At 70.2% G+C, this 16,486-nt stretch carries 18 protein-coding genes; 9 read left to right on the top strand and 9 right to left on the bottom strand.

Annotated features, from left to right (window positions below):
• Positions 1-207: 207 nt before the first annotated feature.
• Genes OHU89_RS43995 through OHU89_RS44010 form a run of 4 tightly spaced genes read right to left on the bottom strand, consistent with a single transcriptional unit; the run spans position 208 to position 3,655 of the window.
• The gene (locus OHU89_RS43995) at positions 208-603 is read right to left on the bottom strand and encodes a universal stress protein (RefSeq protein WP_266884333.1); all 396 of its coding nucleotides are present in this window, start codon (positions 601-603) and stop codon (positions 208-210) included.
• 14 nt (positions 604-617) lie between these two features.
• Positions 618-2,117 (bottom strand): tripartite tricarboxylate transporter permease, encoded by a 1,500-nt coding sequence (locus OHU89_RS44000; protein WP_405651070.1) that lies wholly within the window; start codon positions 2,115-2,117, stop codon positions 618-620.
• The gene (locus OHU89_RS44005; RefSeq protein WP_405651072.1) at positions 2,118-2,654 is read right to left on the bottom strand and encodes a tripartite tricarboxylate transporter TctB family protein; all 537 of its coding nucleotides are present in this window, start codon (positions 2,652-2,654) and stop codon (positions 2,118-2,120) included.
• Positions 2,651-3,655 (bottom strand): tripartite tricarboxylate transporter substrate binding protein, encoded by a 1,005-nt coding sequence (locus OHU89_RS44010; protein ID WP_266884328.1) that lies wholly within the window; start codon positions 3,653-3,655, stop codon positions 2,651-2,653. Before OHU89_RS44010 ends, OHU89_RS44005 begins: the two co-directional genes overlap by 4 nt.
• 97 nt (positions 3,656-3,752) lie before the next feature.
• Between OHU89_RS44010 and OHU89_RS44015 the strand changes: the two genes are divergently transcribed.
• Both OHU89_RS44015 and OHU89_RS44020 read left to right on the top strand, forming a co-directional pair.
• Positions 3,753-5,402, top strand: a complete 1,650-nt coding sequence (locus OHU89_RS44015) for an ATP-binding protein (RefSeq protein ID WP_405651074.1) — start codon at positions 3,753-3,755, stop codon at positions 5,400-5,402.
• A complete protein-coding gene (locus OHU89_RS44020) occupies positions 5,399-6,076 on the top strand; it encodes a response regulator (protein WP_405651076.1) in 678 nt (225 codons plus the stop codon). The genes OHU89_RS44015 and OHU89_RS44020 overlap by 4 nt, the downstream gene beginning before the upstream one ends.
• A gap of 281 nt (positions 6,077-6,357) precedes the next feature.
• Here OHU89_RS44020 and OHU89_RS44025 read toward each other — a convergent pair whose 3' ends face one another.
• Positions 6,358-6,951, bottom strand: a complete 594-nt coding sequence (locus OHU89_RS44025; RefSeq protein ID WP_405651078.1) for a TetR family transcriptional regulator — start codon at positions 6,949-6,951, stop codon at positions 6,358-6,360.
• Between the two features lie 112 nt (positions 6,952-7,063).
• On the opposite strand from OHU89_RS44025, the gene OHU89_RS44030 reads away from it, so the two are divergent.
• From OHU89_RS44030 to OHU89_RS44040, 3 genes are all read left to right on the top strand, one after another.
• Positions 7,064-7,480 (top strand): dienelactone hydrolase family protein, encoded by a 417-nt coding sequence (locus tag OHU89_RS44030; RefSeq protein WP_405651080.1) that lies wholly within the window; start codon positions 7,064-7,066, stop codon positions 7,478-7,480.
• Between the two features lie 82 nt (positions 7,481-7,562).
• Positions 7,563-7,925, top strand: coding sequence for a PadR family transcriptional regulator (locus OHU89_RS44035; protein ID WP_405654918.1), 363 nt, complete (start codon positions 7,563-7,565; stop codon positions 7,923-7,925).
• A complete protein-coding gene (locus OHU89_RS44040) occupies positions 7,922-8,926 on the top strand; it encodes a hypothetical protein (protein WP_405651083.1) in 1,005 nt (334 codons plus the stop codon). Before OHU89_RS44035 ends, OHU89_RS44040 begins: the two co-directional genes overlap by 4 nt.
• Here OHU89_RS44040 and OHU89_RS44045 read toward each other — a convergent pair.
• Positions 8,910-9,404, bottom strand: coding sequence for a lamin tail domain-containing protein (locus OHU89_RS44045; protein ID WP_266884316.1), 495 nt, complete (start codon positions 9,402-9,404; stop codon positions 8,910-8,912). The genes OHU89_RS44040 and OHU89_RS44045 overlap by 17 nt on opposite strands.
• A gap of 94 nt (positions 9,405-9,498) precedes the next feature.
• Positions 9,499-10,464 (bottom strand): DUF1152 domain-containing protein, encoded by a 966-nt coding sequence (locus OHU89_RS44050; RefSeq protein WP_405651085.1) that lies wholly within the window; start codon positions 10,462-10,464, stop codon positions 9,499-9,501.
• A gap of 71 nt (positions 10,465-10,535) precedes the next feature.
• Here OHU89_RS44050 and OHU89_RS44055 point away from each other — a divergent pair, with 71 nt between their 5' ends.
• Positions 10,536-11,171 (top strand): GNAT family N-acetyltransferase, encoded by a 636-nt coding sequence (locus OHU89_RS44055; RefSeq protein ID WP_405651087.1) that lies wholly within the window; start codon positions 10,536-10,538, stop codon positions 11,169-11,171.
• Positions 11,172-11,240: 69 nt separating this feature from the next.
• A complete protein-coding gene (locus tag OHU89_RS44060) occupies positions 11,241-12,236 on the top strand; it encodes a zinc-dependent alcohol dehydrogenase family protein (protein ID WP_405651089.1) in 996 nt (331 codons plus the stop codon).
• A 61-nt stretch (positions 12,237-12,297) separates the two neighbouring features.
• On the opposite strand, the gene OHU89_RS44065 is transcribed toward OHU89_RS44060, so the two are convergent.
• Positions 12,298-13,662 carry an FAD-dependent oxidoreductase gene (locus tag OHU89_RS44065; RefSeq protein WP_405651091.1) on the bottom strand — a complete coding sequence of 455 codons (1,365 nt, stop codon included), beginning with the start codon at positions 13,660-13,662 and terminating at the stop codon, positions 12,298-12,300.
• Positions 13,663-13,874: 212 nt separating this feature from the next.
• Between OHU89_RS44065 and OHU89_RS44070 the strand changes: the two genes are divergently transcribed.
• Together OHU89_RS44070 and OHU89_RS44075 are read left to right on the top strand one after the other, a co-directional pair.
• The gene (locus tag OHU89_RS44070) at positions 13,875-14,528 is read left to right on the top strand and encodes an RNA polymerase sigma factor (RefSeq protein ID WP_405651093.1); all 654 of its coding nucleotides are present in this window, start codon (positions 13,875-13,877) and stop codon (positions 14,526-14,528) included.
• Positions 14,521-15,519 (top strand): CU044_5270 family protein, encoded by a 999-nt coding sequence (locus OHU89_RS44075; protein WP_405651095.1) that lies wholly within the window; start codon positions 14,521-14,523, stop codon positions 15,517-15,519. Before OHU89_RS44070 ends, OHU89_RS44075 begins: the two co-directional genes overlap by 8 nt.
• A 25-nt stretch (positions 15,520-15,544) precedes the next feature.
• Here OHU89_RS44075 and OHU89_RS44080 read toward each other — a convergent pair whose 3' ends face one another.
• The gene (locus OHU89_RS44080) at positions 15,545-16,363 is read right to left on the bottom strand and encodes a chitosanase (protein ID WP_405651097.1); all 819 of its coding nucleotides are present in this window, start codon (positions 16,361-16,363) and stop codon (positions 15,545-15,547) included.
• Positions 16,364-16,486 lie beyond the last annotated feature (123 nt).

The raw sequence follows: 16,486 nt of genomic DNA on the forward strand, positions 1-16,486 counted from the left end.
CCGCCGGTCCGCGGAGGTCGGGCGGGGTCGTCATCCCGCCACCGTCCCCGTGCGAACCGCGCACTCGGGGTGTGCGCGATCCACTTCGGGTGGCCACGGTTCACCCATGTCGGGGGCGGGATCCGCGCACCACAATGTCTGGGACGAACAGGGTCCGCCCACCATCCGCATTGGGGCGGGCCCTGTTCCCACTGCCGTGGGCCACGGCTACACGGCGGCCTTCACGGCGAGGACCGGGCAGCCGGTTCCGAGCAGGATCTGCTGTGCGGCCGAGCCCGTGATCAGCTTGCCGACCGCGCTGCGCCGCCGCAGCCCGATCACCACCAGGGACACGTCCGCCTGCTCCGCCAGCTCGATGATCTCCTCGGCGGCGTCGCCCCCGCCGAGCACCTGGCGGACGTCGAACTCGACGCCCAGCGCGGCGAGATCCTCCCGGACATGGGCCAGATCCGGCTCCTGCGCGAACCGCGGGTCCACGTAGGCGTCCCCGCGCGAGGTGTTCACCACCAGCAGCTTCTCGCCGCGCAGCCGGGCCTCGTCGATCCCTGCCCGTAGCGCGGCCTCACCCTCGGGTGAGGGTACGTATCCGACCAGTACGGTCATGTCTGCTCTTCCTCTCAGGCACTTCGCTCACGCAGGGGACGCACGACGAACCGCCGGACCAGCGGCCAGGCGAGCACCAGGACGATCGTCGTGTAGACGGCGTAGGAGACCGGTCCGCCCACCAGTCCCGACAGTTCGCCGCCGGACAGCTGCAGGGAGCGCCGCCCCTGCAGTTCGGCCCGCGGGCCGAGGATGACGCCGACGATGAGGGGCAGCACCGGCAGTCCGAACCGTCGCATTCCGAAGCCGAGGAGTCCGAGGAGCAACAGCAGGAACAGGTCCAGGGGCTGGGCGTTGACGGCGTAGGCGCCCATCGACGCGAAGAACAGGATCCCGGCGTACAGATAGGGGCGCGGTATCTGCAGCAGCTTCGCCCAGGCGGGTGCCAGCGGCAGGTTGAGCAGGAGCAGCAGCAGATTGCCGACGAAGAGGCTGGCGATCAGCACCCACACCAGGCTCGCCTCGCGCTCGAACAGCAGGGGGCCGGGCTGGATGCCGTACGACTGGAAGGCGGCGAGCATGACGGCGGCGGTGGCGTTCGTCGGCAGGCCGATGGCCAGCATCGGGACCAGGGTGCCGGCGGCGGAGGCGTTGTTCGCGGCCTCCGGACCGGCCACCCCCTCGATGGCACCCTTGCCGAACTCCTCGGGGTGCTTGGTCAGCCGCTTCTCCGTCGCGTACGACAGGAAGGTCGGGATCTCCGCGCCGCCGGCCGGCAGTGCGCCGAACGGGAAGCCGAGCGCCGTGCCCCGCAGCCAGGGCTTCCAGGACCGCTTGAAGTCCTGCTTGCCCATCCACGGTGTGCCGACGGGGATGACCTCGGCGGGCTTGCGCCGCAGATGCGCGGCCACCCACATCGCCTCGCCGACGGCGAAGATGCCGACCGCGACGACCACCACGTCGATGCCGTCCGCGAGTTGGGGGATGCCCAGGGTGAGCCGCTGCTGTCCGGAGACCGCGTCGATGCCGACCAGGCCGATCGTCAGACCCAGCAGCAGCGAGATCAGACCCCGGATCCGGGAGGCGCCCAGCACGGAGGTGACCGCGATGAACGACAGCAGCATCAGGGCGAAGTAGTCCGGCGCGCCCAGACTGACCGCGAAGTCGACCACGAACGGGGTGACCAGAACCAGCAGCAGGGTGCCGATGGTGCCGGCCACGAAGGAACCGATCGCGGCGGTCGCGAGCGCCTGTGCGGCCCGCCCCGACTTGGCCATCTTGTTGCCCTCGATGGCCGTCACCACCGAGGACGACTCCCCGGGGGTGTTCAGCAGGATCGAGGTGGTCGACCCGCCGTACATCCCGCCGTAGAAGATGCCGGCGAACATGATGAACGCCTGCACCGGCTCCATGCCGTAGGTGACCGGCAGCAGCAGGGCCACGGTCATCGCCGGGCCGATCCCCGGCAGCACGCCCACCGCGGTGCCGATGACGACACCTATGAGCGCCAGGAGCAGGTTCATCGGGGCGACGACGTCCGCGAAGCCCTGCATGAGGTTGTCGAGGTTGTCCATCTAGAGGATCCCTTGCAGCACACCGGCCGGGAGGTTCACACCGAGCCCGATCGCGAAGGCGTAGAACGTGGTGAGGGACAGCGTCACCGCGATCAGCAGATTGCGTACGTAGTGCCGGTTGCCGAGGGCGAAGGCCGTCCCCCAGAACAGCAGTGCGCCGCTGATCACCCAGCCGAGCCGCTCGATCAGCACCGCGTTCACCACGAACGCGGTGATCAGCAGCAGCACCGTGCGCCAGTCGCTGCCCTGGGACAGGTCGACGTCCTCCCCGGCCTCCGGCTCACCGTGACCGCCGCGGGCCACGTCGACCGCGTACACCGCCGCGGCCACCAGGAGCAGCACGCCGAGGATCACCGGTACCGCGCGCGGTCCGACCGGGTCGGTGCTGCTGGTGATGTGCGGGATCCCGAGCCCGTCCACGATCACCGCGGTGCCCAGCAGGACGAGGAACGCGCACACGCCGTACTGCGCGCGGTCCCCACCCCGGGGCGGACGGGCGTCCTCCACGGTGTGTTCGTCCGTCGCCTGGGAGCTCATGCCAGCCCGAGCTCTGCCAGTAGATCGGCGACGGACTTGTCCTGGTCCTTCAGATAGGTGCCGAACTCGTCACCGGTGACGAAGGCGTCGGTCCAGCCGCGCTTGGTCAGCTCGGCCTTCCACTCCTTCGACTCGTGCATCGTGGTCAGCGCGTCGATCCAGGACGTCTTCTGCGCGTCGGTGATCCCGGGAGGGGCCACGAAGCCGCGCCAGTTGGTGAAGACCAGGTCGATCCCGGAACCCTTGAGGGTGGGCGCGTCCTTGACCGCCGCGATCGGCTCCTCGCTGGTGACCGCCAGGACCCGCACCTGTCCGGCCTCGATCTGGTCGAGGAACTCGCCGAACCCGCTGGCACCGAAGGCGATCTTGTTGCCGAGGATCGCGGGCAGGAGCTCGCCGCCGCCGTCGTACGAGACGTAGTTGACGTCCTTCGGCTCGATGCCGACCGCCTTCGCCAGCTGCATCGGCAGCAGATGGTCAGGACCGCCCGGTGACGAACCGCCGCCCACGGCAACCTTCTTGGGGTTCTTCTTCCAGGCCGTCACGAGATCGTCGATCGTCTTGTACGGGGAGTCCTTCGACACGACGATCGCGCCGGCCTCCTCGATCAGCTTGGCGAGCGGTGTGGTGTCGGTGAGCGTCGCCTTCGACTTCGAGGTGTACGCGGCACCGACCACGCCCAGGCCCATCTGCATGGCCAGCTTGCCGTTGCCCTTCTCGTTGACCAGGCGCTGGAGCCCCACGGTGCCGCCCGCGCCGGGCAGGTTGTACACCTGGACCCCGGACGCCACCTTGGAGTCCTGCATCACCTGGGCGACGGTCCGGGCGGTCACGTCGTACCCGCTGCCCGGGGTGTTGGGCACCATCAGGCGCAGACCGGTGGCGGTCTTGGACCCCCCGCTCCCCGAGTCCTCCTTCTCCGCGGTGGCACCGCAGGCGCTCACGGCGATCATCGACACAGTGGCAAGAGCGCCGAGAAGTGCGGCTCTGCGAGTTCTCATGGCTCATCTCTTTCGCTCGGGCTGGTCCGGCGCCATGATTGTGCGGATTCTCGAACACCCCGTCTGCCTTGTGTGACCATTGAAGGTTGAGTTCATAGTGGTCGTGAGATCGCGCCGCCCCACGCTCGCCGGTGAGCTGCTGGTGCTCCAGCTCGCGATCGTGGTGGTCGTGCTGGTCGCGGTGGCCGCCGTCTCGCTGGCGCAGTCCAAGGCGACGTTCGACCGGGTCGAGGGCCGCCGGGTGACCGCCCTCGCCGAGGAGATGGCCGGCAACCCCCTGCTGCGCACCCAGCTCGTGCTGCCCGCGCCCGGTGAAGTGCTGGCGCCGCTGCTGCAGACCACGCGGACCCGGTCGAACGTCACCTCGGTCACCGTCGCCGACGCGGACGGCGAGATCGTGGCCGCCACCAACCCCACCCTGGTCGGCACCCGACTTCCGGTCGAAGGGACGAACGTCGCGCGGGCCCGCGGCTGGTCGGGAGAGCTTCCGGTGGCCGGAGGCCGGGAACTGGTCGCCCAGGCGCCGGTGCTCGCCGAGCACGTCGACCATGTCGGCGAGCACATCGGCACGGTCATGATCGGACGGGCCTCACCGTCGGTCTGGCAGCGCCTGAGCGGGGCTTCCTCCTATCTGCTCGCCTACCTCGGCATCGCGAGCGTGCTCGGCGTGGCCGGGTCCTGGCTGCTGGCCCGCCGCATCAAACGGCAGACCCTCGGTCTCGAACCCCGCGAGATCGCCGGTCTCGCCGAGCACCGTGAGGCCATGCTGTTCGGGCTCGCCGAAGGAGTGATCGCCCTCGACCCGCGGCTGCGGCTCACGCTGGTCAACGAGGTCGGCCGCGCACTGCTGGACCTGCCCGAGACCTGCGTCGGGATGAGCCTGGCCGATCTGGGGATCGAGGGCAGGCTGTACGACGTCCTGGCCGGGACCGGTGGTGACCGCGGCGCCGAGCAGCGCGACGAGGTGGTCGTGCGCCGGGGCCGGGTGCTGGTGATGAACCGCATGGAGGTCACCAAGGACGGCCGACGCCTCGGCTCGGTGACGACCCTGCGTGACCGCACCGAACTGGCGCGGATGGAGCGGGAGTTGGGGTCCTTCCGCAGCAGCACCGAGCTGTTGCGCGCCCAGGCGCACGAGTTCTCCAACCAGCTGCACACCATCTCCGGGCTCATCCAGATCGGCGAGCACGACGAGGTCGTACGGTATGTCCGCGCCCTGCGCAAGCACCGCGAGTCGCTTGATCTGACCCTCAACAGCCGGGTCCGGGACCGGGCCGTAGCCGCGCTGCTGATGGCCAAGTCGGCGCTGGCGGCGGAGCGCCGGGTGCAGCTGCGGATCTCCGAACGCACGGCCCTGGACCGGCTGGAGCCGATGGACTCCGCGGACGTGGCCACCGTGCTCGGCAATCTCGTCGACAACGCTCTCGACGCGGCGGCGGCCTCGGAACGTGCCGACGGCGCCTGGGTGGAGGTCGAGCTGAGCCAGGACGCCTCCTGCGTGGAGATCGTGGTCCGTGACTCGGGCCCGGGGGTGGCTCCCGAGCTCGCCCAGGAGGTCTTCTCCCACGGCTTCACCACGAAGGCCGCGCAGGGCGGCGTCCGGGGCATCGGCCTGGCCCTCACCCGGCTGGTCTGTACGCGCAGGGGCGGTGAGGTGTCGGTGACCAACACAGAGACGGGCGCGGTGTTCACGGCCCGGATGTCCGTGGGCCGGCCGGCCGAGCGGGAGACGGAGGAGGTCCGGTGATCGACGTACTCGTGGTCGAGGACGACTTCATGGTGGCGCGCATCCACCGCGGATTCGTCGACAGCGTCGAGGGCTTCCGTGTCGTCGGCACGGCGAACTGCGGGGAGCAGGCCCTCACCGCCGTCGCCGCGCTGGAGCCCGACCTTGTTCTGCTCGACCTCTATCTGCCCGACATGTTCGGCCTGGACGTCGTCCCCCGGCTGCGGACCGCCGGTCACGACTGCGACGTGATGGTGATCAGCGCCGCCCGCGAGGCGGAGGCGGTGCGCCGTGCGGTACGCCAGGGCGTCGTGGACTACCTGCTGAAACCGTTCGACGCCGAGGAACTCAAGGACCGGCTGGAGCGCTACAGCGCCCGGCGCGGCGACCTGTGCGTCGGGACGGTGAGCGGACAGGCCGAGGTGGACCGGGCGTTGGGCCGGGCCGCCGCGCAGACGGTGGCGCCCACGCTGCCGAAGGGCATGAGCGTGGAGACCTCGGAGCTGGTCGAGCGTGCGCTGCGCGCGGTCGACGGGACCCTGTCCGCCGCGGAGTGCGCGGAGCGCGTCGGCATCTCCCGGGTCAGCGCACGCCGCTATCTCGAACACCTGGCGGTCACTGGCCGGGCAGTGGTGTCGCTGCGCTACGGCCACGCGGGGCGTCCTGAACGCCGGTACCACTGGCACGGTCGGTGAGTGAACGGGTGGTCGGGTGGCGGCGGCTGGTGACGCCGCGCGGTGCCGGGGGTCGATGACGCCGACCGGTGGTGACGGGGGGTGGGGACTGGCCGGTGGTGACGGAGGGTGGGTGCTGACCGGTGTGACGCCGGGCGGTGCCGGGGGTTGGTGACGCTGGCCGGGTGCCGACCGGTGGTGACGGCGGGTGGGTGCCGACCGGTGGGTGAGGCCGGGGCGGTGCCGGGCGTTGGTGGTGTCGGTCCGGTGCCCGTCGGTCGGCCCTGCTGGGGGCCCGCGGTTCAGCGTGGTGCGAGGGCGGCGAAGGCCTCGTCGAGGAGGGTGACCAGGTTGAGTCGGCCGTCGGAGGCCGTCCAGTGGTCGAGGGCGACCTGGAGACAGTCGATCGCGGCGGCCGCCCGCACGGTCTGGCCCAGCGCCGGGTGCCCCTCGCTGCCGGACCGCTCGGCCAGCGCCTCGACCAGCGCGGGCCGCCAGCTGTGCTGCTTCTCCAGATGCCGGGCGCACAGGGCCGGGGTCTCCCGGACGAGCCGGGTCGTCGCCAGCGAGCCCTCCGGGTCCTCGCGATACCGCTCGATGACGGTGTCCATCGCACCCCGCAGCGCCGTCCACTCGTCCTCGTCCGCGGGCCGGGCGCGCAGGGCGTCGGCGACCCGTCGGTCGTGGCCCTCGAAGGCGCCCAGGACGGCGTCCTCCTTGGTGCCGAAGTAGCGCAGGACAGTGCTGCGCGACACCCCGGCGGCCGCCGCCAGGTCGTCGAGAGTGACCTTGTCGAACCCCTCGCGACGGAACAACTCGAAAGCCACCTGGGCCAGTTCGGCCCGTACGGCGGCCCGGGCGATGTCTCTGGTGTTCGTACGCGCTGCTCCGGTCACCCCGTGATCGTACCGCCACCCCGACGCTCACTTGCAAGGGAGAAGCTTGATGGCTAACGTGATACTCAGTGTCAGTTTGGGTATCAAGGATCGAGTCCGGGAGTGCCGCTGCATGAAAACGATGATTGACATTCCCACCCAGGACGGCACCGCCGACGCCTATCTCGCCCACCCGGACGACGGTGCCCCGCACCCCGCAGTCCTGCTGTACATGGACGCCTTCGGACTGCGCCGGCACCTCAACGGCATGGCGGACCGGCTCGCCTCGGCGGGCTACACCGTCCTCCACCTCGCCGACCGCATCACCGCCGAGCTCTACTTCGGCCACGCCGACCAGGACTCCACCAACCCGGCCGACCAGATAGCCCGCCTCGACAAGACCCTCACCACGGCCGGCGTCCGCCACCGCGCCGAGATCTACCCCGGCGCCCACCACGGCTTCACCCGGGCCGACACGGCGATGTACAGCGCCGAGGCGACGGACCGTCATTGGACGGCACTGCTGGAGCTCCTGGGCCGCACTCTCTGACCCGGACATCAGCCGACAGGGCGTGTTGCCCTCGCAGAATATATCGGCAACCGATATATTCTGTTCCATGGCATCGAGGAACATGACACAGGCGGCGTTCTTCGTCCTCGCCGCCCTGGCGGACGAGCCGCGGCACGGTTACGGCATCCTGCGCGAGGTCGAGGAACTCTCCGCCGGGGCGTTGCAGATGAGGGTCGGCACGCTGTACGGCGTGCTCGACCGGCTCACCGCGGACGCCCTGATCGTGCTGGACCGCGAGGAGGTCCACGACGGCCGGCTCCGGCGCTACTACCGCCTCACCGAAGAGGGCATGCGGGCCCTCGACGCCGAGGCGGAGCGGATGGCCGCGGGCGCGAGTGCCGCCAAGCAGCGGATCGCCGACGGCCGCAAGGCCACCGGCACCCCGCCCGTCACCGGACCGCGACTCGCGGGAGGCCTCGCATGACGACCCTGCTCGAAGCGCGCTACCGCACCGTGCTGCGCCTGCTCCCCGCCTACTACCGCAGGGACCGGGAGGAGGAGATGGTCGAGGTCTATCTGTGGGACGTCGACCGCGACACCCAGGACCAGAGCAGGCCCACGCTCGGGGAGGTGGCCAGCATCGCCGCGCTCGCCGTCCGCAGCAGACTGGCCACCGTGGGCGCGCCCCGGCGCTACGCCCTGCTCGGCTCGGCCGTCCGGCACTTCGCGCTGTACGCCGTACTGCTCCAGGCGGCCGCCGTCGTCTCCGACGAGATCCTGCGGGTGACCTGGTCGGCCTCCCGCGGCGCGCGTGAATGGGACATGTTCCTGACGGGCTTCGCCGGTGGCGGCCCGACGGAGACCGTCGTCACCATCGCCGGCTGGCTGCTGCCGTTGCTGTGGACGGTCGGGTTCTTCGCCCTCGTCCACGACCGCCGGCGCCTCGCCCGGGCCGCCGTTCTGCTGGCCGCGCTGCCCTCGCTGTGGCCGCTGATCGCGCCGCTGGTGAGCGACTGGTCGGCGTCCGACCCGTGGTTCGCCACCGCCAACGCGCTGTTCGCCTGGCTGCCGGCCCTCGCCGTGTGCGCCGCGTACCACCGCGACGCCCCGCAGGCCGCGCTGCCCGGCGACGCCCCCGGCCTCGCCTTCCTGGCCTGCTGCGTCGTCACGGGCGCCTCCGTCGCCGTCCTGCCCGCCATGGCCGACATCGCCTGGGCGCCCGCGACCTGCTTCGTGCTCGCCGTCCTGGGCTGGCTGCTGCTGGGTACCCGCCGCACGGAACCGGGCGCCGGAAGCAGTGCTCTGGCCCTGGCCGTACTGGGCCTGCTGATCCTCGTGGTGCGGGTCGCGGCACTGTTTCCGTGGCTCGGCTTCCCCCTGCCCGCCGTGTTCCTCGTCGGCGCGGTCGCCCAGGCGGCCGCACTGGCGCTGCTGGTCGTGGTGCTGGGGGTGGTGGCCAGGCGCGACCTCAGCTGTGGAACTTGATGTAACCGTTCCGGTCCGGGTCGGAGCCGCTCTTGGTGTAGGAGTGGACGTCGGCCCGGCTGCCGGACGGCTTGTAGAGGTAGATCGTGTCCTTGTCGTTGTTCCAGATGAAGTTGCAGTTGTCGCGGTAGACGACGTTCTTGGCATCGGAGTCGCCGCCGTTGCCGCCGCGGAGCTTCACATAGTCACCGGGCTGCAGGTAGTGGTTCGCGGTGAACTCGAAGAAGTTGCCGACCGCGTCCTCGACGACGTAGCCCTTCAGGTTCACGGTCTTGGTCGACGAGTAGTTCTTGACGGTCAGGTACTCCTCGTCGGTGTTCCCCGTGGAGCAGTTGTTGGAGTCGCTGCCGGGCGCGTCGTACTGGACACCGCGGATCTTCAGCGCGGACGTGTACTCGGCGGCCTGGGCCGGTACGGCCGTGAGCGCGAGCAGTGTGCCCGCGGCGGCGGCGGTTGTGGCGGCAAGGCGTATACGCATGACAAGGCCCCCCTTGTGAACGTTCAGTGAAGAAGAACCTGGAGCGTATACAGCCTTGCTGTGCGATCACGGGGGATTCCCCGAAACGTGACCTTCAGTGCGGATACGCGCGCGGCGGCCGCTGCCGTGGCAGTTCGTCACGGAACTCCGTGATGACGGAACTGATCTGGCGCATCAGCGCGGTGTTCTCGAGCCGGTCGAGGTAGAGGTTGCGGCGGGCGAGGGCCGGGGCGTCCACACAGAAGTACAGGGCCATGAGCGGATTGATGAACAGCTCGCTGTTGCGCGTCCGTTCGGTGAAGCGGACGTCTCCGAACTCGCCGCGCACGGCCGCGGCGACGGAGCCGTTGACGATGCTCGGATACTCCGGGGTGCACTCCTGCGCATGGGCCACCGCGTCGAGGTAGAGGGAGCCTTCGCGGCTCTCGTGCGGCAGCGAGAACGCGCCGAGGTAGCCGCCCTCGCGGTCCAGCGCGGCCAGGTTCTCCAGGACCAGGCTGTGGTTGACGCCGTGGTAGGAGTCCACCCCGAACCCGAGGCACGCCACCAGCCGTTCGGGTATGTCCTCCAGCCCCGCCACCGCGGCCAGACTCGCCATGTCCTCCTCCGGGGTGCCGAGCCCGTGCTCGTCGCCCCGCAGCAGGATGTCGGTCCCGCCGTCCACCAGCACGATCGCGTCCACCGGGCCCAGGTGGTCGAGGAGAGTGCGATAGGCGGCCCGCAGCGGCTGTACGCCGGAGCGCGGGAAGGCGTACACCGTCGCGGGCAGGCCCTGGCGATCCAGCCACTGGGCGAGGGAGCGCTCGGGGAAGTAGTCACCGCGGGCGGCGGTGTCGGGGCGTACGGCCGCGACGTCCATGTCCAGCCACACGTCCGCGTCGAGGCCGTACAGATCCGCGAACGACAGATTGGCCAGATGTACTTCCTTCCCGGCCGACCTCAGCGCGAGGGCCAGCGGAAGACCGGCATAGATGTCGAAACCGCCGCCGGCTCCGGCGACGAGCACCCGTCGCGCGGCGCGAAGACGGGTGAAGAGGGCAGGCTCATGGAGGGAGAACACCGCAGGACGCTAACAGGTGATCTTCCGCCCACGGGGTTGTGGGAGCGCTCCCAACTATGCAGGATACTGCGATGACTTCGTCAGCCGTGATCCGCTCGTACCGTCCCGAGGACCGAGCCGCCCTCGAGGACATCTGCATCCGCACCGCACACAACGGCCTGGACAGCCGCCCCGTGTACGCGGACCCCGGAATCCTTCCGGTCATCTTCGCGACTCCCTACGCGGAACTGGAACCGGACCTCGTGTTCGTGCTGGACGACGGGCGGGGGAAGGCGGTCGGCTACGTCCTCGGCACCGCCGACACACCCCGCTTCGCCGACGACTTCCGTGAGAAGTGGCTCCCTCTGGTCGCCGACCGTTACCCGGAACCCAGCGGCCCGCCCGTCGGCCCCGACGAGGCGATGATCCCGCTGCTGCACCACCCCGAGCGCATGGTCGTCCCCGAACTCGCCGCCTACCCCGCCCACTTGCACATCGACCTGCTCCCCGAGTGGCAGGGCCGCGGTCACGGCCGAGAGTTGATGCGGACGTTTCTGCGGGCCCTGCGGGACCGCGGGGTGCCGGCCGTGCATCTGGTGATGGCGACGGCCAACGTCCCGGCCCGCGCCTTCTACGACCGCCTCGGTTTCCATGAGATCGATGTCCCGGGCCTCAGCGGTCCGGTCGCCTGCCTCGGCCGTGCGACGGGAGAACTCGACCGTCTCTAGGGAGCATTGAAGTACGGTGACTGTCGAACTACGATAATCATCGAACTTCAGGCTTCAGGGGGATGCGTCATGACCAGGACCGTGCGGTTCCATGAGCTCGGCGGGCCCGAGGTGCTGCGGCTGGAGGATGTGCCGGTCGGCGAACCCGGCGCCGGCGAGCTGCTGATCCGCGTGGACGCCATCGGTCTCAACCGGGCCGAAGTGCTGTTCCGCAGCGGCCGGTACATCGAACCCGCCCGGCTCCCCGCCCGGCTCGGCATCGAGGCCGCGGGCATCGTCGAGGCGGTCGGCGCGGACGTGACGGGGTTCGCGATCGGCCAACAGGTCAGCGTGGTGCCGGCGTTCTCCATGAACGACCACGGGGTCTACGCCGAGCGCGCCGTCGTCCCCGCCAGGGCGGTGCTCCGCCGCCCCGACGGGCTCGACGCCATCGCCGGAGCCGCGGTGTGGATGCCGTACATGACGGCCTACGGCGCGCTGGTCGAGGTCGGCGGGATGCGGGCCGGGGACACCGTCGTCCTGACGGCCGCGTCCAGCAGCGTGGGCCTGGCCGCCATCCAGGTCGCCCGCAGCGTCGGCGCGGTCCCCGTCGCCACCACCCGCACCCGTGCCAAGAGGGAGGCGCTGCTGAAGGCGGGCGCGGCCGAGGTGATCGTGACCGGAGAGGAGGACATCGTCGGCCGGGTGCTGGAGCTGACGGCGGGGCGCGGCGCCGAGTTCGTCTTCGACGCCGTCGCCGGTCCGGGCGTGGTGGACCTTGCCCGGGTGGTCGCCCCCGGCGGCACACTGTTCCTGTACGGCGCGCTGAGCGGCCTGCCCACGCCGTACCCCGGGTTCGACCTCGGCATGCCCGCGCTGAACATGCGCACCTACACCCTCCCCGAGACGACGCGGGACCCCGAACGGCTGCGCCGCGCCGAGGCGTTCGTCACCGCCGGTCTGAGCACGGGTGTCTTCGTACCCGTCGTGGACCGCGTCTTCGCCCTGGAGGAGATCGCCGAGGCGCACCGGTACATGGAGGCGGGCTCGCAGGTCGGGAAGATCGTCGTCACCGTCGGGCACTGAAACGCGTGACGGGGCCGGGGGGCGAACCCCCGGCCCCGTCACGTCGTACGGATCAACTCGCTTACGCGCCGCTCGCCTTGAGCATGTCCTCACGCTCGACGAGCTTCACGCGCTCGCGGCCCTGCGGCTCGCCCAGCGCCTTCTCGGCGGCGTCCAGCTTGTACCAGCCCTCCCAGGTGGTGACGCGGAGCTCGCGCTCGGCGAGAAACGCCTCCACGGCCTCCGGCTCGGGGGAGGCCGGCGTCTGCAGACGGTCGTTCGCGAAGTCGTCCAGCAGGTTCGCCACGGTCTCGTTGGCGTCGCCCTTGGTGTGGCCGATGAGGCCCACCGGACCACGCCGGATCCAGCCGGTGACGTACACGGACTGAAGGTGCGCGCCGCTCTCCTGGATCACACGGCCGCCCTCGTCCGGGACGGTGCCCGAGCCGATGTCCCAGGGCAGCTTGGGGAGCTTGTCGGAGAGGTAACCGACCGCGCGGTAGACCGCGTTGACGTCCCAGTCGGTGAACTGACCGGTGCCCTTGACGTTGCCGGTGCCGTCCAGTTCGGTGCGCTCGGTGCGCAGACCGACGACCTGGCCGTCCTCGCCGAGTATCTCCGTCGGAGACTCGAAGAAGTGCAGGAAGAGTTTGTGCGGGCGGTTGCCGGTGTCGCGGATGGCCCAGTTCTCCAGGGTCTTGGCGACCATGTCGACCTGCTTGTTGCCCCGCCGCTCGGCGATCGAGCCCTCGTCGTAGTCGATGTCCTCGGGGTTGACGATGACCTCGATGTTGGGGGAGTGGTCCAGCTCGCGCAGCTCCATCGGGCTGAACTTCGCCTGCGCCGGGCCACGGCGGCCGAAGACGTGGATCTCGACGGCCTTGTTCGCCTTGAGGCCCTCGTAGACGTTCGGCGGGATCTCGGTCGGCAGCAGCTCGTCGGCCGTCTTCGCGAGGATGCGGGAGATGTCGAGCGCCACGTTGCCCACGCCGAGGACGGCGACCTTCTCGGCCTCCAGCGGCCAGGTGCGCGGCACGTCGGGGTGGCCGTCGTACCAGGAGGCGAAGTCGGCGGCGCCGTAGGAGCCGTCGAGCTCGACACCGGGGATCTTCAGCTCGCGGTCCGCCATGGCGCCGGTCGAGAAGATCACGCCGTCGTAGAACGCGCGCAGGTCGTCCAGGTGGAGGTCGGTGCCGTAGTCCACGTTGCCGAAGAGACGGACCTGCGGCTTGTCGAGGACCTGGTGGAGGGCCTTGATGATGCCCTTGATGCGGGGGTGGTCGGGAGCGACGCCGTACCGGATCAGCCCGAACGGGGCGGGCATCCGCTCGAAGATGTCGATGGACACACCGGGCTCGGTGGCCACGTCGGACTTGAGCAGAGCGTCGGCGGCGTAGATGCCGGCCGGGCCGGCGCCGACGATGGCTACCCGCAGGGGGCGGGGCATGATCAGGTTCCCTTCGAGTGGCGACAAGCGATCTCGTCGGGAAGCCTAAACTAAGGCAAGCCTAAGCTGGTACGCGGGTCCGATCTATGAGCTCATAAGGCTACTTTATGACCTCGACGGGCTGTGCGAGCGCTCTCTCACGCCGGACGGGAACCCGATCGCGGGCATCGGCCAACAGCAGTCGACCATGCCCATGACTTCGAGGGAACCGCATGCAATCGACAGGCGATCCGAGCGTCGCAGACCTTCCCGACGTCGTTCCCCGCGACGGCGTCGAGTCCGACGCCTCGGTCGTCGAGCGTTCGCGGGAGGAGCCCGATGCCTTCGAGATCCTCTTCCACCGGTACGCCGACGACATCCACCGCTACGCGGCCCGACGGCTAGGCGCCGAGGCGGCCGACGACCTGATGGCCGAGACCTTCGTCATCGCGTTCCAGCAGCGCCACCGCTACGACCTGTCGCGGCCGCAGGCCCGCCCGTGGCTCTACGGGATCGTCACCAACCTCGTCGGCCAGCACCGGCGCGCCGAGGCTCGGCGGTTGAGGGCGTTCTCGCGCGTCGCCTCGACGGGGGCCGGTGACGGCGGCGAGGCGCTGGCCGACCGGGTCGTGGCGAGGGTCGGCGCCGAGCACTCCCGCGCCCAACTGGCGGGTGCGCTCGCGAAGTTGCCCGCGCGGTACCGGGACGTGCTGCTGGTGATCGCCTGGGGCGATCTCGACTACGCCGAGGCCGGGGAGGCCCTCGGCATCCCCGTGGGCACGGTGCGCTCACGGCTCAACCGGGCGCGGACCAGGCTGCGCGACGCACTGGGCGGGGCGGACCCCACAGCCCTTCACGAGGAGAACGAGGAGACGGATCGTGGATGACCTCACTGTGGTGCGCGAGTTCGAGTCCGACGTGGCCCCGCTCACCGACGACGCCCGTTTCGCCGCCCGCGCCCGGCTGCGGCGCGCCATCGTCCGGGACGGCCGCCCGGGCGCGCTGTCCCGGCGACTGATGCTCAGGGTCGCGGTGGTGGGGACCGCCACGGCGGCGGTCGCCGGTGGCGTGGTCGTGGCCGGCCGGCACGACGGAGGCGGGGGCACGGATGCCTCGCGGATCGCGACGCTGAGCGCGGCCGAGCTGCTGCACAAGGCGGCGGCGCGATCCCGTGCCGACAGCGCCGGGACGCCGATTCCGCGCGACGACCAGTACGTGTACACCAAGATGTTCATCACCCGGACCTATGTGGAGGGTGGGAAGCGCAGGACCTGGACGGACGAGAGCTGGATGTCCGTGGACGGCTCCAAGCCCTCCAGGCGCCAGGAGCACGGCAAGATCCACCGCGATCCGCCGCTCGGCAAGCACGAGGTGAGGTGGCCGCCGACCGAGTACGCCAAGCTGGCGGAGTGGCCGACGGACCCGGACAAGCTCCTGGACACGCTGCGGATGGGCTTGAGCGCCGACGACAAGCGGGTGAATGCGTCGGTGGGATCGGACAAGGTCCAGGAGGCGCCGATGAGCCAGGCCGACATCGACGGTGTGGCGTTCGCCAACGCCGTCCAGTTCTTCGTGGTCCCGCGGATCATGCCGGCCGGGCTGGAGGCGGCCACGTTCGAGGCCGTGGCGCGGATTCCCGGCATTCGCATCGATCGCCAGGTGGTGGACGGCCTCGGCCGCAAGGGAGTGGCGGTTTCCTACCCGAAGTTCGACTTCGCGTTCATCTTCGACGCGACGAGTTATGCCTACGCCGGGCTGCGGATGAAGGGAAGCACCGCGGACCTGGTCGACGGGGAGTTCAAGCATCGCGACTGGTACCACGAGATGCGAGCCCGGGAGGAGCTGGGCGTCGTGGACCGCATCGGTCAACGCCCGTAGCCGGGACCGCGGTGCCTCGGGACGATCAGCCGATGTGGTAACTGTCCCCGTAGACCTGCCAGTCCAGCGGCGGGTTCAGGTCGAGGTTGCCCGCGCGCAGGAAGACCCGCTGGGCCGTGTCGACGCGGCTGGTGTCGCTGTGGGCCTCCTCCTGCTTCATGGCCCACACCCGCGCGTCCAGGAAGGCGTGCAGGTAGGTGACCTCGTCGCCGCCCTGGGCCGGGGGACGGGCCCGGTTCAGGGCGCGCTTACGGATGTTGCGGAAGCTGGTCGGGTCGGTGCCGTCGCCGTGCATCACGATGGCGTCGTAGTAGGCGAACTGGCCCAGCACACGCAGCCCGTCGGCCTTGCCCTGGCGTACCGCCGGGTCGAAGTACACGCGGTCGCGCTCGTCGTTCTGCGCCTGCCGGAACGCCTGGTCCTGGGCGGCCCGGCGCCAGTCCCGGGGGAAGTTCGGGTCGAGTCCGGCGTGCGAGTCCGTGCCGTCGACCCGGCGGAGCGCCGGCAGGTAGGGGGCGAGGACGTTGCCGGGGCGGCGGTCGGCGTAGAGCTCGACGAGGTCGAGCATGTCGCCGGTGCCGGAGCAGAAGCCGATGATGCCGGCGGTGTAACCGCGGCCGTCGCCGATGTCCTCGATGTACTGGTACTGCGCCTTCCAGTCGAGCGAGGAGTTCTCCGCGCTCGACACCAGCTGCATGGCGATCTCCTTCTTCGCCGGGTCGTCGAGTCCCGTCGCGGTCGCGCGGGCCGCGGCGGCTCGGGAGGTGAGCAGGGGTGCTGTCGCGAGGGACGCGCCGATCAGGGTGAGGACGGTGCGGCGCGAGGCGTGCGTGGGGTGTTTCACGGCGGCTCCAAAGGGAGGTGGGGGGTGGGGAGTTGGCCGTACGTGAGACTGATAGGAAGGTTTACTATCAGAGCCACGACACAATGAGAACCCGTCGCGTCAAAGGTTCGTACCTATGAACAA

The sequence above is a fragment of the Streptomyces sp. NBC_00019 genome (assembly GCF_045041015.1).
Classification (GTDB): domain Bacteria; phylum Actinomycetota; class Actinomycetes; order Streptomycetales; family Streptomycetaceae; genus Streptomyces.